The sequence below is a fragment of the Polyangium jinanense genome (genome assembly GCF_028435365.1).
The window spans coordinates 1-20,420 of sequence record NZ_JAGTJJ010000069.1; the positions used below are offsets into that span (position 1 = coordinate 1).

General features: G+C 70.0%; 16 protein-coding genes. 9 read left to right on the forward strand and 7 right to left on the reverse strand.

Annotation, left to right across the window (positions count from 1 at the left end; genetic code table 11):
- Window positions 1-175 precede the first annotated feature (175 nt).
- The gene (locus KEG57_RS47830) at window positions 176-1,669 is read left to right on the forward strand and encodes a short-chain fatty acid transporter (protein ID WP_272423628.1); all 1,494 of its coding nucleotides are present in this window, start codon (window positions 176-178) and stop codon (window positions 1,667-1,669) included.
- 481 nt (window positions 1,670-2,150) lie between these two features.
- Here KEG57_RS47830 and KEG57_RS47835 read toward each other — a convergent pair whose 3' ends face one another.
- Window positions 2,151-3,260 carry a metallophosphoesterase family protein gene (locus KEG57_RS47835; protein WP_272423774.1) on the reverse strand — a complete coding sequence of 370 codons (1,110 nt, stop codon included), beginning with the start codon at window positions 3,258-3,260 and terminating at the stop codon, window positions 2,151-2,153.
- Window positions 3,261-3,265: 5 nt separating this feature from the next.
- Window positions 3,266-4,453 (reverse strand): hypothetical protein, encoded by a 1,188-nt coding sequence (locus KEG57_RS47840; RefSeq protein ID WP_272423627.1) that lies wholly within the window; start codon window positions 4,451-4,453, stop codon window positions 3,266-3,268.
- Window positions 4,454-4,545: 92 nt separating this feature from the next.
- On the opposite strand from KEG57_RS47840, the gene KEG57_RS47845 reads away from it, so the two are divergent.
- From KEG57_RS47845 to KEG57_RS47855, 3 genes are read left to right on the forward strand one after another with little or no spacing between them, the layout of a single operon-like run.
- The gene (locus KEG57_RS47845; protein WP_272423626.1) at window positions 4,546-4,884 is read left to right on the forward strand and encodes a hypothetical protein; all 339 of its coding nucleotides are present in this window, start codon (window positions 4,546-4,548) and stop codon (window positions 4,882-4,884) included.
- A complete protein-coding gene (locus KEG57_RS47850; RefSeq protein ID WP_272423625.1) occupies window positions 4,881-6,038 on the forward strand; it encodes a DUF8740 domain-containing protein in 1,158 nt (385 codons plus the stop codon). The genes KEG57_RS47845 and KEG57_RS47850 overlap by 4 nt, the downstream gene beginning before the upstream one ends.
- A gap of 22 nt (window positions 6,039-6,060) precedes the next feature.
- Window positions 6,061-7,341 carry a hypothetical protein gene (locus KEG57_RS47855; RefSeq protein WP_272423624.1) on the forward strand — a complete coding sequence of 427 codons (1,281 nt, stop codon included), beginning with the start codon at window positions 6,061-6,063 and terminating at the stop codon, window positions 7,339-7,341.
- Window positions 7,342-7,354: 13 nt separating this feature from the next.
- Here the strand turns inward: KEG57_RS47855 and KEG57_RS47860 are convergent, their stop codons facing one another.
- The 4 genes from KEG57_RS47860 to KEG57_RS47875 all read right to left on the reverse strand — a co-directional run bounded on the left by KEG57_RS47860 (window position 7,355) and on the right by KEG57_RS47875 (window position 12,864).
- The gene (locus tag KEG57_RS47860; protein WP_272423623.1) at window positions 7,355-9,109 is read right to left on the reverse strand and encodes a hypothetical protein; all 1,755 of its coding nucleotides are present in this window, start codon (window positions 9,107-9,109) and stop codon (window positions 7,355-7,357) included.
- 43 nt (window positions 9,110-9,152) lie between these two features.
- The gene (locus KEG57_RS47865) at window positions 9,153-9,914 is read right to left on the reverse strand and encodes a hypothetical protein (protein WP_272459767.1); all 762 of its coding nucleotides are present in this window, start codon (window positions 9,912-9,914) and stop codon (window positions 9,153-9,155) included.
- Between the two features lie 684 nt (window positions 9,915-10,598).
- A complete protein-coding gene (locus tag KEG57_RS47870; protein ID WP_272423621.1) occupies window positions 10,599-11,060 on the reverse strand; it encodes a hypothetical protein in 462 nt (153 codons plus the stop codon).
- A 328-nt stretch (window positions 11,061-11,388) separates the two neighbouring features.
- Complete coding sequence (locus KEG57_RS47875) at window positions 11,389-12,864, reverse strand: multicopper oxidase family protein (RefSeq protein WP_272423620.1); 1,476 nt, start codon at window positions 12,862-12,864, stop codon at window positions 11,389-11,391.
- A 95-nt stretch (window positions 12,865-12,959) separates the two neighbouring features.
- Here KEG57_RS47875 and KEG57_RS47880 point away from each other — a divergent pair, with 95 nt between their 5' ends.
- On the forward strand, window positions 12,960-15,530 hold the full coding sequence (locus KEG57_RS47880; protein ID WP_272423619.1) for a hypothetical protein: 2,571 nt from the start codon (window positions 12,960-12,962) through the stop codon (window positions 15,528-15,530).
- Window positions 15,527-16,957, forward strand: coding sequence for a serine/threonine-protein kinase (locus tag KEG57_RS47885; RefSeq protein ID WP_272423618.1), 1,431 nt, complete (start codon window positions 15,527-15,529; stop codon window positions 16,955-16,957). The genes KEG57_RS47880 and KEG57_RS47885 overlap by 4 nt, the downstream gene beginning before the upstream one ends.
- Before the next feature lie 21 nt (window positions 16,958-16,978).
- On the opposite strand, the gene KEG57_RS47890 is transcribed toward KEG57_RS47885, so the two are convergent.
- Complete coding sequence (locus KEG57_RS47890) at window positions 16,979-18,022, reverse strand: peptidase associated/transthyretin-like domain-containing protein (protein WP_272423617.1); 1,044 nt, start codon at window positions 18,020-18,022, stop codon at window positions 16,979-16,981.
- 99 nt (window positions 18,023-18,121) lie between these two features.
- Between KEG57_RS47890 and KEG57_RS47895 the strand changes: the two genes are divergently transcribed.
- From KEG57_RS47895 to KEG57_RS47905, 3 genes are all read left to right on the forward strand, one after another.
- A complete protein-coding gene (locus tag KEG57_RS47895) occupies window positions 18,122-18,808 on the forward strand; it encodes a hypothetical protein (protein ID WP_272423616.1) in 687 nt (228 codons plus the stop codon).
- Window positions 18,805-19,503 carry a hypothetical protein gene (locus tag KEG57_RS47900; protein ID WP_272423615.1) on the forward strand — a complete coding sequence of 233 codons (699 nt, stop codon included), beginning with the start codon at window positions 18,805-18,807 and terminating at the stop codon, window positions 19,501-19,503. Before KEG57_RS47895 ends, KEG57_RS47900 begins: the two co-directional genes overlap by 4 nt.
- 239 nt (window positions 19,504-19,742) lie before the next feature.
- Window positions 19,743-20,324, forward strand: coding sequence for a hypothetical protein (locus KEG57_RS47905; RefSeq protein WP_272423614.1), 582 nt, complete (start codon window positions 19,743-19,745; stop codon window positions 20,322-20,324).
- Window positions 20,325-20,420: the final 96 nt, after the last annotated feature.

Genomic DNA, 20,420 nt, shown 5'->3' on the forward strand with positions numbered 1-20,420 from the left:
TCATCGACCCCGGGTCCAGCGCTTGCGCTGGTCCGGGTCCAGGGGCGGACAGCCCCTGGTGGGGCCTGGGGCAACGCCCCAGCTCAGCGCCTCCCCGATGAGACCCATGCTCAGATGGGGCGGTGAAGGAGGTCCAGACGCGACAGCCACGCGCGAGGCGAGTACCCTCCGCCGCATGTCCGGTGCCGAGCTGCCGAGCTCTCTCGACAAGCCCAAAGCTCCCCTGCCGTCCGACGACGATCCGCCCGCGGGCGCGCTCGAGCGGGTTGCGGCGCGGTTCACGGCGTGGGCCGAGCGGTGGATCCCCGATGCGTTCGTGTTCGCGCTCGTGGCCACGTTCCTCGTCGTGATCGTTGCGTGGGTGAGCTTGTCGCAGAAGCGGGGCGCGGCGAGTGCGGCTGCCGAGGTCGCGGCGATCTGGGGCGGCGGGTTCTGGGAGCTCATCCCGTTCACGCTGCAGATGGCGCTCGTCATCATCACGGGGTACGTCGTCGCGACGACGCGGCCGGTCTACCGGCTGATCCGCGCGCTCGCCTCCGTCCCGCGCTCGCCGCAGGTCGCGATCGCGTGGGTTGCGCTCTTCGCGATGCTGTCGTCGTGGCTCAACTGGGGGTTTTCGCTGATCTTCAGCGCGATGCTCGCGAAGGAGACGGCGCGACGCGTGCGCGGCGTCGATTATCGCGCCGTTGCTGCGAGCGCGTTCCTCGGGCTCGGGAGCATCTGGGCGCAGGGGCTCAGCGGGAGCGCGGCCCTGCAGATGGCGACGCCGAGCGCGATGCAGCCGGCGACACGCGCGATCGTCGAGGCGGGCGGGAAAGTGCCGGGCGGCGTGATTCCGCTGTCGAGCACGATTTTCCTGTGGCAGAGCCTCGTGTCCGTCGTGGTCGAGATCGTGATCGTGACGGCGCTCGTGTACCTCTACGCGCCTTCGGCTGCGCGGGCGCGGAGTGCTTCGGACCTCGGGATCGATCTCGGGCGTTCGCCGCTCGAAGCTGACGAGCCGCCGCGGAAGGCGACGCCGGGGGAGTGGCTCGAACATTCGCCCATCCCGAGCGTGCTTTTCGTGCTTCTTTCGGGCGCGTACCTCGTGGGGTACTTCGCGTCGAGCGGGCAGGGGCTCAATGCGCTGAACCTCAACACGGTGAACCTGATCTTCCTGACGCTCGGGGTGCTCCTGCATGGGACGCCGGCGCGGCTGATGCGCGCGGTGAAGGAGGCGACGCCGGGCGTGTGGGGCGTGATCCTGCAGTTCCCGTTTTACGCGGGGATCGCGGCGCTGATCGTCAAGACGCACCTCAATGAGGCAATCGCGGGGTTTTTCGTGGGGCTTTCGACGCCCCGGACGTATCCCGCGATCGTGGCGGTGTACTCGGCGGTGCTCGGGGTCTTCGTGCCGAGTGGGGGGTCGAAATGGGTGATCGAGGCGCCGTACGTGATGCAGGCGGCGCATGATCTGAAGGTGCACCTCGGGTGGATGGTGGCCGTCTACGATCTCGGCGAGGCGCTGGCGAACCTGGTGCAGCCGTTCTGGATGCTGCCGATCCTCGGCCTGTTTGGGCTGCGGGCGCGCGACGTGATGGGCTACACGTTCATCGTATTCCTCGTCCTGCTCCCCATTGTGCTGATCCTCGTGACGGTGCTCGGCGCGACCTTGCCGTATCCGCTCTGAACGGGCACACGCGGCGCAACGCGGGACGTCAAAATCACGTTGAAATCTTGCGGTTTGTGATAACGTGCACGTTCTGCGGCTGCAGAATTGATCGCCGGTGATTGCAGAATTGAGATGTGTGGGGGGCAGGGGGTACGTAAGTATTGGAAAGGGCGAAGTGATCCCATTGGCCCGCGGGTTGCTCCTAAGGATGGGCGAGCGCCTGCTCCGGTCCCCCCCCACCGTCGAGTAGGCGCTCTTTTTTTATCCATCGCTCGCAATTGTAATCGGTATCGCCAATGTTTGGCCGGGGCGAGGACGCCTCGCACGGATGCAACGCATCCTTGCAACATTGCGATGTGGGAAGGTCGATCCGACGCGGATCTTCGCGAATCAGGGGGCTCCCGAGGTTGGTATACGGGTTGCTCTCATCCCCCGCGAGCGCCTGCTCCGGTTCCCCCCCCCGCCGTCGAGTAGGCGCTTTTTCTTTTTGTTCGCGTGATCAATCGACGCGAACGATGGCCACCTGCTCGATCACGCCGGGCGGGATGACGTCGACCGTGAGGAAATGCCGGCCGATGCCATCCATCCGCTCCGGGATCGCGCCGCCGCCGCCCGTGATGTGCGCCGGGATGCCCGCGTTCTCGAAGGCGTAATACGAATGGATGTGCCCGTAAAACGTGAGATCGACCCCGCCCCGGGCGAGCTGCGAGAGGAGTTTGTCGGCCTCGGCACGGCTCGCAAACGAGCCGTTGCGTGAGCCGACCGGATCGATCGGCACGATGTGCATCGTGACGACGTGCAAGCGGTCGCGACTGCCCTCGAGCCAGCCGTCGAGCCACATGTAGACCAGCGGATCGAGCGTGGCGCTCGCCGAGTCGAGGAGCGTGAAGCGCACCCCGCGGAAATCGAAGGTGTAGTTTCCGCGGCCGAAATACTCGTGGTAGAGGTCGTCCCGCGTGCCGAGCTCGTGGTTGCCAAGCGTCGAGTAACAAGGGAAGGCGAGGGCTTTCATCTCGCGCTGGAAGGTCTCGAGCTGCTCCACCGTGCCCTGCGAGGTGAGATCGCCGCTGATGAGCGCAAAGCGGATCCCGGGCGTCGCGTTCATCTTCGTGTAGATGTCCTGGACGCCGTCGATGGCCTCCTGGACGTCCGCAAAGACGGCGAAGCGCCACGGCGTGAGCAAGGCCCGATCGGGCGCGCGGAGGGAGAGCGTGATCTCCTCGTTCGCCGGGAGCTCGAGGCGGAACGTACGCTCCGTGGGGAAAGGCGTGCCTTCGATTTCGACGGCGAGGGGCGCGCCGGCCTTCGTTTCCGCGACGAGCTCCGCGTCGGGGAGGAGGTTTTCGATACGAACGTTCCACGTGCCCCCGCCGGAGGCGCCCGTGGTCAGGCGGATCGAGAGCGTGGGCGCGGAGGCCCAGAGGTGAAGCTCGCGGGCGCCGAGGCGGCGAACGGCCGCGAGGCCTTCGGCGATCTCGACGCCGACGTCGCCCTGCGAGGCGCGGCCGACTTCGAGATCTCGGCGGGCCCGGCCCTCGGCGACGTCGAGGCAAGAGGCGAAGAGCGGCGCCGCGGAGGCGAGGAGGAGCGCGGCGAACAACGATTGCATGGGCTTCACGGGTTCCCTCCGTACCGAAAGAGGAGCGAGGCGCGGCCGACGAGCGCCGATCCGCCCTGCACGTCGAAGAACGCGCCCCAGCGGGGCGTGAAGAAGAGCCGGGTCTGGGCGCCGAAGTGCCCTGCGATGCCGCTGCCGAGGCCGGGGCTCTTGAACCCGCCGGCGAAGCCGTCGTGGCGGTGCTCGTAATAAGCCATGGCCTCGCCGCGCGGATATCCACTGTGGCCGAGGTACATGCCGAACGCCATGCGCGGGGTGAGGAGGTCGTTCGCCTCGACCCCGATGCCCGGATAACGATGCGCGGCATACGCGAGGCCGAGGCCGAGCTCGGCGAAGGAGCCGCGCAGCGTGGGGCCGACGCGGGCGAGATCGAGCCGGCCGAGGAGGTTCACCTCGCCCGTGGTGACGGAAAACCCCTCGGTGCCGTAGCTGTGGTTCGTCAAGGCGAACTCGACGTCGAGGTACGAGCCGTCGCGCGCGCGCTCGCTTCCGCTCGGGCGCGGGCCGAAGAAGCGATACGCGGCGGAGATGCGGGTGCGAGCGTTCGTGTCGTCGAGCGCGAAGAAGCCGAGCGCCGAGAGGCGAAACGAGCCCGCGCGGAGATCGGCGCCGGGCGTGAGGAAGGCGTTGTAGGCGAAGTTCGGGTCGTGGACGAACGTGACGCCGAGCTGGGTTTCGACCGAGGGAAGATAAACCGGGGGGCTGCCGGTGCCGCCCTCGGGCGCGAGGACGCCGTAGACGTCGGCGAGGGCCGAGAGGAAAAAGAACGCAGCGCCGGTGACGGTGCCGAGGATGATCGGGCCGATGAACCTGCGGGTGGCGCCTGTCGCGGCCGCGCCGCCGAGCCCGGCGACGATGAGCCCGAGCCCGAGGCCCTCGGCGCCGAGGAGCACGAGGCCGGTGCGGGTATGGCCGAGGACGAGGTGTCCGGTGCCATGCACGAGCGCGCCGGGGACGAAGGATCCCGCGACGGCGAGGGCCTTGCGGGCGCTCGTGGGGGCGGGATTCGGTGAGGTCTTCGGAGCGGGAGGCGCGTCGTTTTTCGCGGCGGCCGGCGCGTCGGTTTTTCGGGGGGCGTCGTCGTCGGCGGCGGCGGGGCGCGTGGCAAGCAGGAGGAAGGCCGCGGCAGCGAGGGCCGGTCCGGGTATCGATGGCCGCCTCGTGGGCGCGATGAACGCTGTCACGAAGGCGGAGCTTAGCTGAAAATCACGCTTGTATTTCCAGCCTGAACGGCTGTTTAATGCTCGACCCGAGGCGTACCACCGCGAGGCCGTCCATGAACCGGATGAAACAAGGGGCTCTGTATCTTTCGGCGCTGCTCCTTTTGGGGATGGTCGCGGCGTGCGGCGAAGACGCGCCCGGGACGACGCCGGGATCCACGGCCGGCACAGGTGGCGGTGGCGGCACCGGAGGCGAAGGCGGCGCCGGCGGAAGGCCTCTCGTCCCGCCAGGGCCTCCCGGGAACGAGACCGTGAGCGCCGGCGACGTGCTGAAGAGCCCGAGGTACAAGATGGTCTTCACGCTCGGGCAGCCCACGCAGAACCAGTCGAAGACGACATCGCCCAGCTATCGGATGCAGGGCGGACTCATTGGAGCGAACGGGAGCTTGCCATGAGCAACGGGATGATCACGCGTCTGATCTCGGCTTCGGCCTGCGCTCTCGCGCTCTCTGCCGGCGCCGTCGCCGCAGAGGCCGCGGTGCCGCAGACCATCACCCACCAGGGGCGGCTCTACGACGCCGACAATGCCCCGGTAAATGGCACGCTCAAGGTGAAGTTCGCCCTCTACGCCGATCCCGCGGCGGTCGACCCGATCTGGTCCGAGGCGCACGACATCACGTTCGAAGAGGGGTATTTCTCGGCAAACCTCGGGACGCTCACGCCGTTCGAGAAGAACGTCTTCGACGGCTCGGTACGTTATCTCGGCGTGACGGTCGGCGACGATCCCGAGATGACGCCGCGCGCTCCGGTGCAGAGCGTGCCGTACGCGATGGTCGCCGGGGACGCGATCGGCGATATCCACCCGACGTCGGTCTGGGTCGACGGGACGATCGTGATCGACGGGACGGGCAAGTGGGTCGGCGATCCGACGGGGCTCGTGGGTCCCGAGGGTCCGCAAGGTCCGGTCGGCGCGACGGGTCCGCAGGGTCCGAAGGGCGATACGGGCGCGACCGGCGCGAAAGGCACGACGGGCGCGACGGGCGCGACGGGTTCACAGGGGCCGAAGGGCGAGACCGGTGCGACGGGTCCAGAGGGGCCGAAGGGCGCGACGGGCGCGACGGGCGCCAAGGGCGCGACGGGCGATACGGGCCCGACAGGTCCGACGGGCCCGACGGGCGCGACGGGCCCCAAGGGCGCGACGGGGGCCACGGGTGTCGTGTCGACGACGAGCCTCGACGCGCCGGGCATCACCGTGAACGGCAGCTCGCTCGCGTTCGCCTGGGCGGCGACGCCGGTCAGCGTGACCGTCGGGGCCGGGCAGCGGATCACGGGCTCGGCCGTGGCCATCCTCGGGACGAGCTCGGGCTCGGCCACGTCGGTGGGCTTCGGCCTGTGTTACCAGGCCGCAGGAGGCTCGATCATCACGTTCTACCCGGCCTCGTACACCATCACCGCGAGCATCTCGGCGCGCGCGCCGTTCGCCGCGGCGGGCACGGTGTCGGGCCTCGCGGCAGGAACGTACAACGTCGGGTTCTGCGTGCGAAACGTGTCGTCCACCGCGCTGAACTCGAACGACGCGATCAACGGCTGGGTCATGGTGACCAACTGAACGACGGGCGTCCTCGTTCGTCGTGTCCATCCTTTCGCTCCTCGTCGAAACGGTCACGCGCGCGGCGCACGTCTTCGCTTTGGCGATCGCGCCGCCGCTCTTCGCGCCCGAGCCCGCGCCCGGCTCGATCACGGGCGCGCTTCTAGCGACCATCGTGCTCGCGGCCGTGGTCTTTGGCGCGCTCCGCCTCGCCGCCCGCGTCCGCTCGACCGAAGCGAGGATCGCCGCCGCCGCGCTCGTCCTCTCGGTCGTCGCTTCCCTCGTCGTCGGCGCGTACCTCCGCGGCCCCCGCGCGCCGCTCGGTCGCGGCGTGCTCTTCGTGGCCGTGCCGCTCTGGACCGGCCTCGCCGCGTGCGCCGCGATCGTGGCTCCGCGCAGGAACGCGCGCCTCGTCGCGTTCGCCGTCGTGGCTCTCGGCCTCGTGCTCTTCGGCGCTTCGGCCGAGTGGCTCTTCTCGACGCGGCAAATGTGGTGGCAGACCGTGCTCCGCGACGGCGACGCGCGGCGCGCCCTCGACGTGATCATCGAGCCGCACGCGCGCGCGCGTGATCACGCCGCCGCGCTCGCGGTGGTCGATCGATGCCTCACGCTGAAGCCCGCGAGCTGCGCGTGCGCCTCGCGTCGCGCGTTCGTCGTGCTGCACCTGCGAGACCTCCCCCGCGCGCTCGAGGCCGCGCAGGCCGCCGCGACGCAGTGCCCGGCCGATCCGCTCGTGCATGCTGCACTTGCAGCAACGCTCGCGGCGAACGGCGAGGGGAAGCGGGCCGAGGAGGTCGCGCGCGCGGCGCTCGTGGACGGGAGCGAGCCGCTGCTCGAGTACGCGCTCGCGCTCGCGCTCGATCAGCAAGGCCTTTCGGCGGAGGCCGTCGCGCCCGCCCGGCGGGCGTACGAGGGCGGCGTCGGTCGCGACGCGGCGGTGCTGCTCGGCGCGCTGCTCATCCGCGAGAACGATCTCGACGGCGCGGAGAAGGTCCTCGCGCCGATCCCCAAGGAAGCGCCGAACGACGCGGAGGCGCTCTTCGATCTGGGGATCGTCGCGGACAAGAAGAACGATTACAACCGCGCCCGCGAGCGGTACCTCGCCGCGCTGCGCGCCGATCCAGGCCTCACGGCCGCGCGTCGGAACCTCGCGCTCCTGACGCTGCGCTTCGGCATCCTCGAAGAGGCGAAGCACCACGCGCGCAAGCTCGTCGACGCCACGCCCGGAAATGCGCAGAGCGTGGAGCTTTTGCGGCGCATCGAGCTCGCGGCCGTCGAACGGTCCGCGCGGCCGCCGGCGCCCGCACCCACACCCGCGCCCTGACGCGCGGTCGGGCTCAGCGGTAGGGCCCGAGGTTTGTTGCGCCCGCGAGCGAGGCGACCGCGGCGGCGAACGCGTCGGCCGTGCCGAGCACCTCCTCGGGGTCCTGTACGAGCGGCAAGCGAATGCCGAGGCGGGTCTCTTCGAGCAAGGGCTCGCGTCCCGTGGCCTTCGTGAGCGTCTCGCGAAAGGAGGCCGGCAGATCACGCTCGGGCCGCGGCGACCAGAGCCGGCTCTCGGCTGGACGATCTTCCTCCCAGCGGTGATCGAGCGACATCACGATCCCGGCGCGGGAGAAGTTCTCGAGCGCGAGATCGCCGACCCGCAGGCGCGCGCCGCGCTCCTCGGCGAACTGCTGGAAGGCGGGCAGATACGGCGCGAGCGCGGTGGGCGGGGGCAATGCGGCGATCGCCTTCGCCAGGCGATGCGCGAGCATCTGCGCCCGCGCGAGGAACCGCTCGAGGCCCGAGACCTGGTAGACGCCGCCTTTCTGCACGACCACCGCGTGCTCGTCGTCGAGCGCCGCCTCGTCGAAGACGTCGAGCGCCTCGCGCACCTCGGCGTCGAGCAAGCTCGTCGCCTGCATGGGCTCGCGCGCCTGCACCGTGAAGCGCTTCGCGAGGCGCTTGTCGAGGCCGGGCAGCTTCGCGCCGAAATCGGTCCATCGCCGCTCGGCGAGGCGCAGATCGAGGCCCAGCGCGGGGAACGCGAGCTCGGCCACGACGCATGGCCCGAGCCCCTCGCGGTGCTCCTCGGTCACCTCGACGCGGATGCCACGCACGTCGAGGACGAGCACGGCCTGCTCGGGGTCGAAGTCGACGACCGTGGAGCCCGCGGCCCGGGCCGAATCGGCGACCGCGCGCCACACGGACAGATGGCGCTGTTTGCCGACGAGCGGCAGGCCCTTCGCGGACTTGCGCGGGCCTCTCTGGCGCTCGACGACGACGGGCACGCGCAGGGAGAGATCGCGGCCGAAGGCCACGACAGCCGTGACCTCGAGCGCATGATCGACGCGGATGAAGGGCGAATGGAACGTGGGCACGAGATCGGGCGGGATGCCGATCCGGAACGGGATCGAGGCGCCCTCCTCGGGCGTGCCTTCGAAGAGCGTCCAGGTGCGTCGATCGATCTCGGCGGGGCCGGCGCTGCTGGTGACGAGCGCGGTTTCGACGACGCTCGTCGCCAGCTCGACACGCCGAAGCCTCCGATCCCCGAGGCCCGTGAACGCGACGGCGCCCGCGAGGGTGCCCAGGAGGGGCAAGCGTTGATCCTCGACGGAGAGCTCGATCACCGGGTCCTCACCGCGGTGCTCGCCTGCCTGGCTCGTGAACACGCGCGGCTCTGGGGGCGCGGCGCTCGTGGTCGGCACGCGTATCGGGATGACGTAGGCCTCGTGGCGATCGGGCCACCACGGGATGTGGACGTGGACCGAGAGCTCGTACTCGATCGTGGTGTATCCGCTGCGATAGGTGGGCGGGAGGTCCGGCGGGAGGGGGAAATCGATCGCCTGCTCCCAGGTCCCCGGCTGGAGGACGCCCGCGGGGAAACGCTTCCCGAGCCGCACGATCTCGCGGCGATGGTATTTGCGGGTGGAGGTTTTTCCGTTGGAGGACGTGCGCCGATAACGCGACTCGCGGCCCACGAGCTCGACGTCGATCGCGTCGAAGGGCGTCTCGGTCTTGGCTTTCAGGTGAACGTGGACGCGGAGTCTCTCGCCGGCGCTCGGCTCGGCCGGGTCGAGGTAGACGGTGACGTCGGGGCGGCTGCGCATCGGTGCGAGCCATCATCCACGAGGAGACGCCAGGGGCACAAGCTCAAGGCCGCGGGCCTGTGGAAACGAGCCAGGCGTGGTAGGCGCGATAGGCCGCGTGCCAGGCGGCGTGCTTCGACGCGTCCGTCTGGACGAGGCGCTCGTAGTGCCGATCGAGCTCGAATGTCTGCTCCGGCGTGAGGCGATACCGCGCGAGGATCTCGGGCCGTTTGTCCGGAGCCATCGCGAGCTCGACGGTCAAGGACGCGTGTTGTTCGAGCGTGAGCAGAGGCGGCGGCAGGCGTGGCTCGGGCTCGGCGCGGGGAGGCGTGGCGGAGGCTCGGGCGGGGGGCTCGGAACGCGCGAGCTTCGGGGGGACGAGCACGGGCTCGGCCGGTCGGATGGCGGGCAGGGCGCGCGGAGGGGTCTCGGCGGTGAGGCGCGCGGCGCGGTCACGGAGCGCGGGCGCGGCGTCGAGGCGGCGCGCCCAGAGGCGGCCGAGGCGCGAGAGATCGGGCAGGGCGAGGCCGAGGTCGCGGAGGAGCACGAAGGGCGCAGGATGGGCGGCGTACACGGCGAGGAAGGCCACCCAGGCCTCGAGGTTCTCGTCGAGCGGGGGGACGCGCCGCGTGAGGCGATCCTCGGCCTGCGCGAGCTCGACCTCGTATGTGGCGCGGAGGGCCGTATCCCCGGCGAGCGTGATTTTCCATTGGGCGAGCGCGGCCCGGAGTTTGTTCCGGTCGAGTCCCTGGGCCGTGACGATGGCGGCCTCGGAAAAACCCTGCGCCCGCGCGGCCTCGAACGCGGCGAGCTCCGGGAGCGACATGCCCGCGCGGCGCATCTCAGGGACCCGCGCCGGATCCGCCTTGCAGATCGAGCACGCCCATCATCCGAGGGGAGCGAGGTCCGCGCATCGGCGTGGAGCTTACCACGCTTGGACGTGCCAGCGGCTCAGAGGGGTTCCACAGGCGTCGTCGGCCCCAGAGAACCTCACCCCCCAACCCCCTCTCCGCGCGGCGGAGAGGGGGAATGACTCTGGATCGAGCCGGAAATTCCCTCCCTCTCCACTGTGTGGAGAGGGAGGGTTGGGGTGGGTGAGGTCCGGATGCCTGTGGAACACCCTCTTAGGTAGAGGTCCCCGTTTTCGTTGACGAAGTCGTCGTCGGGTGTCGACGAAGTCGTCGTCGGGTGTCGACGATGTCGTCGTCGGGTGTCGACGATGTCGTCGTCGGGTGTCGACGATGTCGCGTAGGCCGTCGACGAGGTCGCCGAGGGCGTCGACGAGGTCGCCGAGGCCGTCGACGATGTCCTGGAGGGCGTCGATGATGTCCTGGAGGGCGTCGATGATGTCCTGGAGGGCGTCGACGATGTCCTAGAGGGCGTCGACGATGTCCTGGAGGGCGTCGATGATGTCGCGGAGGTCGGCGACGAAGTCGTGGAGGTCGGCGACGAAGTCGTGGAGGGGGTCGACGATGTCGTGGAGGACGTCGACGAGGTCGTGGAGGCTCCCTCACCCCGCGGGCCGCGCGCGGCGCTTCGCTCGGCAAAGGGCGAGCGCGGCCAGGGCGACGGTGATCCCGAGCGGCGCGCCTTCGTTCGAGCTTCCCGCGGCGGACACGGAGCAGCCCTTTTTCTCGGCCACGGACGCGGTCGCGGCGGACGGCGTAGGCGCCGGCGTTTTTGCGTCGGCGGGCTGCGGGGTCGCGGTCTTCGCCCCCGTCGGGGCATTCGCGCCCGCCACGCAGCGGAGCCGCTGCCGCCCCCCGAGGGCCTCGGAGGCGACGCACGTGCCGGCCGCGCCTGCGGGCTCGGCGCACGCATCACCGGCGGCCTTGTTTTGACAGGCCTCTTCCGCCGGTCCGATCAAGTCCGCGGCCGCGGAGGCGGGGCCGACGAGCACGGCGATCGCGAGGAGAGCGCCGGAAAGCCGGCACGCGAGGGAGCGTTTGTCCTGGGCAATGGGAGCGTGCATCCTGCACACCTCGCTCCTTCGCCCGGCGAAGTCAAGGGTGACGGTGCGCGTCATGACAGGGCGGCACGGTCCGGGCCCGCTGCTTCGACGCGTGCGGGCTGCGCGGGGACGTCTTCTCCCTCCTCGCCGCCGTTCATCGGCTCGCCCTGCCTGGGGACTTCCGACGGAGAGCCGAGCGAGATCGAACTCGAAGCGCTGGGCGCGGAGAACCAGATTGAAAACGCGGACGCGTACCTCGTTGGCGCGCGCGAGCATCTCGCGCCGTCCCTCGGCGGCCTTCCCGCCGGCCGCGCCCGCAAGGCCGCGAAGTCCCCTGGAGGCCGATCCGTCAGTGCGCGGAATGCCCGGATCCGCCTTGCAGATCGAGCACGCCCATCATGCCGGCGTCGGCGTGATCGAGTATGTGGCAATGGAACATCCACATCCCCGGCCGATCATCGTATCGCACGGCGAAACGGCCCGTTCCGTCGACGGGCACGTTGACCGTGTCTTTCCACTCCATCGGGTGGAGCGGGGCGAGCGACTCGTCGAGCGGCTGGAAGAAGAAGCCGTGCAAATGGAACGGGTGGGCGAAATCCATCGTGTTTTTCACGGTCCACACCTGCGTCTCGCCGACCGTCGCCGGGATGGGCGCGGCCTCCCACGAGGGCACGCCGTTGATGCCCATCACCATCTTGCCGTCGATCTCGCCTTGCGTGAGCTCCAGCGCGATGGGCGTGGCGCCCGCGAGATCCAGCGGTGTGATCACGCGATCCGTCTTCGGCCGCGGCGTTTCCGTGACCTCGGCCTCGTCCGAGAGGCGCACACGAAAGACCTCTTCCTCGGGCCGATTGAACGTCGTTCCGTAGCCGCGATCGTAGGGCACCCAGCGCACCGAGAGCGTCGATCCGGGCGCGCCGCGGGGCACGACCATCACGTCGGCGCGCTCGCCAGGCGTGAGCACGATCGCCGCGGACTCCACGGGTTTTTCCATGAAGCCGCCGTCGCCGCCGAAACGCGTGAAGGTGTGCTCCTTCATCGCGAGCTGGAAATACCGGCTCTTTGCGGCGTTCACGATCCGCCAGCGTTGCCTCCGGCCGGCGCGCGCCTGGATTACCGGGTTCTTCTTCCCATTCACGAGCAAGAGATCCCCCTCGCGCCCGAAGAGCGTGCCGAAATCGAGGCCCGTCTGCGGATCCTGGAGCGAGCCGTCGTCTTTGATCGCGATGTCCGAGAGCACGAGCACGAGCTCGTCGCCGATGTCCGCGGGTTCGTCGGGAGCGTCGACGAGCAGCGCGCCGTAGAGGCCGAAGCCGAGCTGCGCGGCCGAATGCACGTGCGGGTGGTACCAGTACAATCCCGCGTCGGGCAGGACGAAATCGTAGGTGAACGTCTCGCCCGGCTGGATCTCCGGCTGGCTGTGCCCCGCCGCCCCGTCCATCGCCGCCGGGATGCGTAATCCGTGCCAGTGGATCGTCGTCGGCTCGGGCAGCGCGTTACGGAAATGCACGATCAGCCGATCGCCGACGGTCGCCCGGATGAACGGCCCCGGGATGCTGCCGTCGTACGTCCACGCGGGCGTCTTCGTGCCGGCGCGCAGCTCGAGCTCCTCGATGCGTGCTTCGAGGTCCATCTCGAAGGTCCGCGGGTCGGCGTTCTTGTCCACCGCCGGGCGCATCGCGACCGCGGAATCCCAGCCCTCCGGCTGCGCGCCGGCCTCCGGGCCGCCGCACCCGGCGAGGCCGAGGAGCCCGAGGAGCACGATCGTCGCTCGGCGACGGAGGAGAGGCGTTTTCCGGGGCGTAGCGAGGGGGAGCGTCGACATCAGGGGCGAGCATCCGCCGAGCCCCTCACGAATGCAAGTCGCGGCGCGCCTTCGTGTCTTGCGAGCGAAAGGCATCTGCTCGTAGGATGCCCAGGATGTCCGTCCACGTCTCCGGCTCGGCCCTCGGGCCTCGCCCAAAGCGCCGCTCGCTCATCGCGCGACGGGCGCAGGCGTGGACGATCGTGAGCGTTTGGCTGTCCGTCCTGCTGCTCACGTACGGGTGCGTCTCGCCTGACCGGCCGTACGGCAAGGGGCCTCCCGACGCGGGCGAGGGCGGCGCGGCAGGGCAGGGCGGCGCCGGCGGCGTAGGCGGCGAAGGCGGCGGCGCGATCGGCGAGCCTTGCAGCGACGACCTCGCGTGTGGATCCGGCTTCTGCGTGGACAACGTCTGCTGCGACGCCGCGTGCACCGGGACGTGCGAGGCGTGCAGCGCGGCGCACACGGGCCAGCCGAACGGCATGTGCGCGCCCGTGCTCGCGGACATCGATCCCGAGAGCGAGTGCCCCGACGACGGCGCGGAGTCCTGCGGGCGCAATGGCTCGTGCGACGGGAGCCGCGCGTGCGCGCTCTACGTGCTCGGGACCGAGTGCGCGGCGCAGACCTGCGACGGACAAACCAAAACGCTCGCGAAGACCTGCGACGGCCAAGGGGCGTGCGTGGACACGGGCACGGTCGATTGCGCGCCGCACGCCTGCAAGGGCAACGTCTGCGCGAGCGACTGTGGCAACGACGGCGACTGCGCTGCTGGAAAATACTGCGACAACGCCACCGGCGAATGCCTCGACAAGAAGGCCGTCGGCGAGGCGTGCCAGACGACCAAGTCGAACCAGTGCCAGAGCGGCTTTTGCGCGGACGGCATCTGCTGCGACAAGGCCTGCGACGGCGTGTGCGAGGCGTGCAGCGCGGCGCTCACGGGCGGCGCGAACGGCACATGCGCGGCGTCGCTCGGAGGCACCGATCCGCATGGCGATTGCCCCGATCAGGGCGCGGGCTCGTGCGGGACCGACGGCACGTGTGACGGGGAGAGCGCCTGCCGTCACTACCCGGCGGGCACGATCTGCGCGCCGGGCGGCTGCGCGGCCGGCGTGCAGACGAACCCCGATACCTGCGACGGCGTGGGGAGCTGCGTCGACATGGGCACCGCGAGCTGCGCGCCGTACGCGTGCAGCGGCGACGTCTGCGCCTCGATGTGCGCGTTCGATCTCCAGTGCGCGACGGGCCAGTACTGCGCTCTGGGCGCGTGCCTGCCGAAGAAGATGCAGGGCGCGAGCTGCGGGGGCGCGAACGAGTGCGCGAGCGGCTTCTGCGTCGACGGCGTCTGCTGCAACTCGGCCTGCGGCAGTGCTTGCCAGGCGTGCTCGACGTTGAAGAAGGGCTCGGGCGCGAACGGTGTCTGCGGATCCATCGCGGCCGGGACCGATCCGGACAGCGAGTGCCTCGATGAAGGCGCGCCCTCGTGCGGGACGAACGGCGTCTGCAACGGCGCGGGCGCCTGCCAGCTCTACGCCGCGGGCACGGTCTGCGTCGGATCGAGCTGCACGGGCGGGACGCAGACGAACGCCGACACCTGCAACGGCATGGGCGCGTGCGTCGACGGCGGCACGAAGGCCTGCGCGCCCTACGTCTGCGGCGGAGGGAGCTGCAAGCAGGCGTGCGTGGGCGACAGCGACTGCACGGCGGGCAGCGCCTGCGTGAACGGCGTCTGCGGCACGAAAAAGCCCCTCGGCGCGGTCTGCACGCAGGCGAACGAGTGCCAGAGTGGCTTCTGCGTCGACGGCGTCTGCTGCGACACGACCTGCTCCGGCCTCTGCCAGGCTTGCTCGAAAACGAAGAAGGGCGGCGGCACGACCGACGGCACGTGCGGCGTGATCCTGGTCGGCACCGATCCGGATAGCGAGTGCAGCGAGCAGAGCGTGGTGACGTGCGGGACGAACGGCTTCTGCAGCGGCACGGGGAGCTGCCAGCTCTACCCCGCGGGCACCGCGTGCGTCGCGGCGTCGTGCATGGGCTCGACGTTCGTGAAGGCCGACACGTGCAACGGCATGGGCGCGTGCATCGACGGCGGCACGACGAACTGCTCTCCCTACGCCTGCAGCATGGCCTCTTGCAAGGTCACGTGCGCCGCCGACGCGGACTGCGTCTCGACGTTCTACTGCGCGGGAGCGCAAGGCTGTATCGCGAAGAAGAACACGGGCTCGACGTGCGCCGCCGCGAACGAGTGCGCGAGCGGCTACTGCGTCGACGGCGTCTGCTGCTCCACCGCGTGCACGGGCCTCTGCCAGGCGTGCTCGACGGCGAAAAAAGGCGGCACCAACGGCGTCTGCGGCAGCATCACGACCGGCACCGATCCGGACAACGAGTGCGCCGCCGCGGCGGCTTCGACCTGCGGCACGACCGGTTTCTGCGCCGCCGGTGCTTGCCAGCTCTACACGTCGAGCACGGTGTGCGTCGCGGCGAGCTGCACGAACGGCGTCGAGAGCACGGTCGACATGTGTAGCGGGTCCGGCATGTGTGTCGACAGCGGCACGAAGTCCTGTAGTCCCTACGTCTGCGGCACGACGTCCTGCAAGACGACCTGCGCGGTGCCCGCGGATTGCGTGACCGGCTACGTCTGCTCGGCGGGCACGTGCGTGGTCGGGATAGCCCCCTCCGGCGGAGCGCGATGAAGCTCGAAGAAGGCGCGATCCTCGACGAGAAATACCGCATCGTCCGCATGCTCGGGCGCGGCGGGATGGGCGTCGTGTACGTCGCCGAGAACCTCCGGGTGAAGCGCCAGGTCGCCATCAAGGTGCTCTCACGCGCCGCGACGGAGCTACACGGCGACGCGCTCATGCGCTTCGAACGCGAGGCCCAGGCGGCCGGGCAGATCGGCTCCGATCACATCGTCGAGGTCCTCGACATGGGCACCACCGAGGCGGGCGATCGCTTCATGGTGATGGAGCTGCTCGAGGGCGAGACGCTGAAGGAGCGCGCCAAGCGCGGGCGGATCTCGATCGACAAGATCGTCGAGCTCTTCCGGCAGATCCTCGACGGCCTCGAGGCCGCGCACGCCGCGGGCATCATCCATCGCGACCTCAAGCCCGACAACGTCTTCCTCCAGAAGAAACGGGCTGGATACGACGACTGGGTGAAGATCCTCGACTTCGGCATCTCGAAGTTCTCGGGCATGTCCGGCGAAGCCGAGCAGCACACGCGCACGGGCGTCGTGATGGGCACGCCCTTCTACATGAGCCCCGAGCAGGCCCGCGCCGCGAGCTCGGTCGATGCGCGCAGCGATCTCTACTCCATCACCGTGATGCTCTACGAGATGCTCACGGGCCAGGTGCCCTTCCGCGGCGAGACGTTCGCCGAGCTGATGTTCAAGATCGTCTTCGAGCCGCAGCCGCACCCGAAGTCCGTGAGCCCGATGCTCGACGACGAGATCTGCGGCATCGTGGTCAAAGGCATGAACCGCGACCCGGCCGCGCGTTTCCAGAACGCCGGTGAGTTCCGCGCCGCGCTCGTCGCCTGGGAGGAGAAACGCGCGGCCGGGCAGCTCAAGCGTTCGCCGCTCGCCTCGATCTCCGAGCTGTCCTTGCCGCCGTCGCCTCTCTCCTTCGTGTTCACGCCCGAGCCTCCGCCGGTCTCGACGCCGCTCGGCGCCTCGGCCGTCGTAAGTCCGCCGAGCAGCCCCTCCGACCCGGGTTCGTCGCCGAACAGCGCCTCGCAGACGCGGCAAACCTGGGCGCAGAGCGAGCGCGCCTCGGTGCCCGCGGGCAAACGCAAGGGAGGGATCGTCGCGGTGGGTCTGGCGGCCGTGGTCGTCGTGTCGGCCGTGGCCGCGTACATGCTGCTGCGCAGCAAAGCCGTGGCGCCCGAGCTCCCGCCGAGCGTCGCCGCCGCGCCTGCACCCACGCCCGAGCCCGAAAAGACCGCGCCGGCTCCCTCGGCCTCGATGGCCACGCCCGCGCCTCCGCCGAGCGCCTCCGCCGCGTCCTCGGCCGACGTCGGGGGCAAACCCGCGACGTCGAGCGCCGCGCCTGGCGCGCCGATGCAAGGGTCGTCCACGAAGAAGAGCGTGACGAAGAAGATCGTCACGGACTACGGGTACTGAGCCGGGTTCGCCCCGTAAAACCTAAAAGCGACCGACCACGCCGCCGCCTTGCGGCGCGATCCACGGGGTCACGAAGGCCTTCGCCTGCGCCTTCCCGGGCGATCGTTTCGAGACGACGAACAGCACGATGCCCGTGACCGTCAATGCCCCGCCCGCGGCGAGGCCGATGATCCCGATGTTTCCTTTCTTGTTCGCATCGTCGTCGAGCGCGCGCACCTCGTCCGCCGGCGGACCCCAGCATCCGACGCCGCACGCGTCGAACGTCTCGTCCGCCTCGGCGCGCTTCGCCAGCGACAGCCCCCCAAAAACGCCTCCGGCCCCGAGCCCCGCCACGCCGAGCCCCATCAGCACGACGCCCGCGATCCGCCCCGGGCTCGTCTTCCCCGACGGCTGCTCGCGCCCCTCGCTGGGCCCCGTCGGCCCCAAGGGCCGCGGCACCGGCGTGATCGGACCGGCGCTCGCGACGGGCGCGAGTTCCAGCACCACGGCCGCTTTTTCGCCTTCCTTGACGGTCACGCTCTTCTCGGGCGCCGCCATGCCCTCGGCCGTCGCGCGGAGGACGTGCGTGCCCGGATCGATCGGGCTCGGGATGCCGATCAGCGCCGCGGGGAGCGGCTTGTCGTCGAGCGTGACGACGACGTTTTTCGCCTCGGGCGTGGTGCTCACCTGGAGGGAAGGGATCCGCGGGGAGAGCTCGGCGAGCTCTTTTTCCGCGTCGACCTTGGCGAGCTTGAACGCGGCGGGCGCCTTCGGGGCGAGCTCCTCGCGCACGATGGAGTGGTAGGCCTCCTTCGCGAGGACGAGCTTTCCGAGGGCCACGTACGAGCGCGCGAGCATGAGCACGTGGGTGGGCGCGTGGAAGAGCGACTCGGCGCGCAGGAACATGTCGACGGCTTCGTCGTAGCGCGACTCCTTGAACGCGTTCGTGCCCTTCTCGGCGGCGGCGCGGGCGCCGGCTTTCGCCTCGGCGGTCGCGGTGGGCTCCTCGGCGCGGACGCGCGGGGGCGCGAGCGTGGCGCTCACGAAGAGGCCTGCTGCGAGGAGGGCGCGGGCGCCGAGCTTCATGGGAGGGGCGAGTCTACGTGACGAGGCGCGGATCTGGCAAATTGTCCTTTACGGGGCGCTGTGGCGGTGCGAAAACATGCAATTGCAGAGGTGCCGGGTATGGCGATGGCAAGCCCGTGGGGCGCGAGCAAGGCAATCTTCGTGGCCGGGTCCCTCGGGATCCTTTCCGGTTGCGGCAGCTACACGTCCGACTACGTGCCGCCGAAGGACGGACGCGCCCGCGTCCTCTGGGACGACGACCGCGTCGTCGCCTCCCTGCCAAGCGAGGTCTCGGGCCGCGGCTGCAGCGAGGCCATCCGGAACCTGCCGGCAGACCCGGCGCAATATTCGACGTATTACGGCGGATCGACCGGCGTCGTCTATTATCGCCCCTGGATCATCGTGCGCCCCGCGCCCGTGGTGATCGTGGGCTCCGGCGGCGGCGTCTCGAACGCGCCGCGGACCATCCACCGGACGCCGGCGGACGCCACGGTCCGCAGCCCCTCGGGCGGCGGATCGGGCAGCATCAGCGGGCCAGGCGGGGGAGGCGGCGGCGGCAAGAGCGGCGGCAGCAGTGGGGGCGGGGGCGGGGGCGGGGGAGGCGGCGGCGACTGGGGCAAAGCGGCGGTCGTGGTCGCGGTCGTCGCGCTCCTGACGCTCCCGATCATCACGTTGAGCCTCGGCCTGACCCGTCCGGAGCCCGAAGGCGACGTCGCAAACGCGATCGACGAGGTCAATGCGTACAACGACCTCGCGCGCCTGCCAGGATCGCCGTGCGCGGTCGAGCCTGCCGAGGTGGCCCAATGAGCGCGCGGAATTCTCTCGTCGTCCTCGGGCTCTCGGCATTCGCGCTCACGGGATGCGGATCCGGCTTCACGGCCGTCGAGCCGCGCGTGCTCGCCCCGCACGAGCTTTCGCTCCGCTACGAGAACGAATTCCAGGTTCATTCGCCCCAAGGTATCGTCGCAACCGGCGTGCGTTATCGTGGCCTCGCCGAATACGTGGCGTGCGTGCCCGACGCCGAGCGGCACGCGCTCGCAGCCGAGACCGCGGGCGACACGGCCGTGGGGCTCACGGTCGCAGGCATCACGCTCGGCGTGGGCGGCATGGCGGGTCTCGCCGGTCTCGCCTACCAGAACAACCCCGATCTCATGTGGGGGCTCTTGCTCAGCGGCATTGGCGTCGAGATCATCGGCCTCGTGATGACGGCATCCGGTCGCGCCACGAAGATCGACGCGCACGGCCACGCGGTCGACGCGGTCAATTATTACAACGACGCCGTGGGCAGCCGCGGCGGCCGTTGTGGCCCGCGGGGCGCCGAAATGCCCCAGCCGGAATACGTCGACGCGAAAGCCCCGCCAGCCGCGCCCGGGCCGATTCTCCCGGTGCCCGTGCAGCCCGACGTGCCCATGCTGCCGCCCGCATTGCCCGAGCCCGAAGGGACGACGCCCGAGCAGCCTGCGGATCTGCCGCCCGAACGAATCATCCTCGACAATCCTTAGATCGGGAGGCGCTGAGCTGGGGCGTTGCCCCAGGCCCCACCCGGGGCTATCCGCCCCGGGACCCGGACCAGCGCAAGCGCTGGACCCAGGGTCGATGAACTGCGCGATGCGCAGTTCATCGAACGGGCCGAGGCAAGACCAGGAGTGCGTCTGCCAAATCAAGGCAGCCGCGCTGATATCTCGAGGCCAGCCAAAAAACGATGGAGAAGTACGTCCGCCGCGTGTCATAACGCGCGCCCATGCGTAGCCTGCACCGCATCCTCTTTCTGGGCATTCTCGTCGTCCTTCAAGCAGCCTGCGGCGGCAAAGTCGTCATCGATCGCGACGGACAAGGCGGTAGCGACCCGATCGACCAGGAACCGTCCGATGTTTGCCCGTCCTATTGCAGCGCGGAGGTCGCGCTCGGGTGCTTCAAGGAGGAGGCCGGGTGCGTCAGCTCTTGCGAAAACAGCCTCGGAGCCGTGGGCTCCTGCGCCGCGCTCCTCGGCGCGGCATACACATGCTTGGGGCAGAACATCTCGCCGTCGTCGAATTGCAACAAGCCGCCGCCGCCATGTACCGACGAGATTGAGGCCTTCCAGACCTGCGTGGCGTCGGCCCCCTGCACGAGCCTGGGCGAATGCCACGTCTCCGCCGGGGACTGCAACTGCACGAACGAATGCGGCGGTGCGCTTCTGGAATCGGACTGCAATACGGACACGGGAGGGGTGTGCACCTGCCGATTCAACGGTGAGGTCGTCGGGACCTGCACCCCGACGACGACCGCAGTCTGCGACAACCTGGTGGGCTGCTGCGCCGGCCTCTTCGCCGCAAGCCATTGATGCGCCACTGCGCTGGGGCGTTGCCCCAGGCCCCACCCGGGGCTATCCGCCCCGGGACCCGGACCAGCGCAAGCGCTGGACCTTTGGTCGATGAAC

What these genes read in the sequence shown, in the direction of transcription:
- KEG57_RS47830 (WP_272423628.1), top strand. Translation starts at nt 176, where the DNA reads ATGTCCGGTGCCGAGCTGCCGAGCTCTCTCGACAAGCCCAAAGCTCCC.
- KEG57_RS47835 (WP_272423774.1), bottom strand. Translation starts at nt 3,260, where the DNA reads ATGCAATCGTTGTTCGCCGCGCTCCTCCTCGCCTCCGCGGCGCCGCTC.
- KEG57_RS47845 (WP_272423626.1), top strand. Translation starts at nt 4,546, where the DNA reads ATGAACCGGATGAAACAAGGGGCTCTGTATCTTTCGGCGCTGCTCCTT.
- KEG57_RS47850 (WP_272423625.1), top strand. Translation starts at nt 4,881, where the DNA reads ATGAGCAACGGGATGATCACGCGTCTGATCTCGGCTTCGGCCTGCGCT.
- KEG57_RS47860 (WP_272423623.1), bottom strand. Translation starts at nt 9,109, where the DNA reads ATGCGCAGCCGCCCCGACGTCACCGTCTACCTCGACCCGGCCGAGCCG.
- KEG57_RS47865 (WP_272459767.1), bottom strand. Translation starts at nt 9,914, where the DNA reads ATGTCGCTCCCGGAGCTCGCCGCGTTCGAGGCCGCGCGGGCGCAGGGT.
- KEG57_RS47870 (WP_272423621.1), bottom strand. Translation starts at nt 11,060, where the DNA reads ATGCACGCTCCCATTGCCCAGGACAAACGCTCCCTCGCGTGCCGGCTT.
- KEG57_RS47875 (WP_272423620.1), bottom strand. Translation starts at nt 12,864, where the DNA reads ATGTCGACGCTCCCCCTCGCTACGCCCCGGAAAACGCCTCTCCTCCGT.
- KEG57_RS47880 (WP_272423619.1), top strand. Translation starts at nt 12,960, where the DNA reads ATGTCCGTCCACGTCTCCGGCTCGGCCCTCGGGCCTCGCCCAAAGCGC.
- KEG57_RS47885 (WP_272423618.1), top strand. Translation starts at nt 15,527, where the DNA reads ATGAAGCTCGAAGAAGGCGCGATCCTCGACGAGAAATACCGCATCGTC.
- KEG57_RS47890 (WP_272423617.1), bottom strand. Translation starts at nt 18,022, where the DNA reads ATGAAGCTCGGCGCCCGCGCCCTCCTCGCAGCAGGCCTCTTCGTGAGC.
- KEG57_RS47895 (WP_272423616.1), top strand. Translation starts at nt 18,122, where the DNA reads ATGGCGATGGCAAGCCCGTGGGGCGCGAGCAAGGCAATCTTCGTGGCC.
- KEG57_RS47900 (WP_272423615.1), top strand. Translation starts at nt 18,805, where the DNA reads ATGAGCGCGCGGAATTCTCTCGTCGTCCTCGGGCTCTCGGCATTCGCG.
- KEG57_RS47905 (WP_272423614.1), top strand. Translation starts at nt 19,743, where the DNA reads ATGCGTAGCCTGCACCGCATCCTCTTTCTGGGCATTCTCGTCGTCCTT.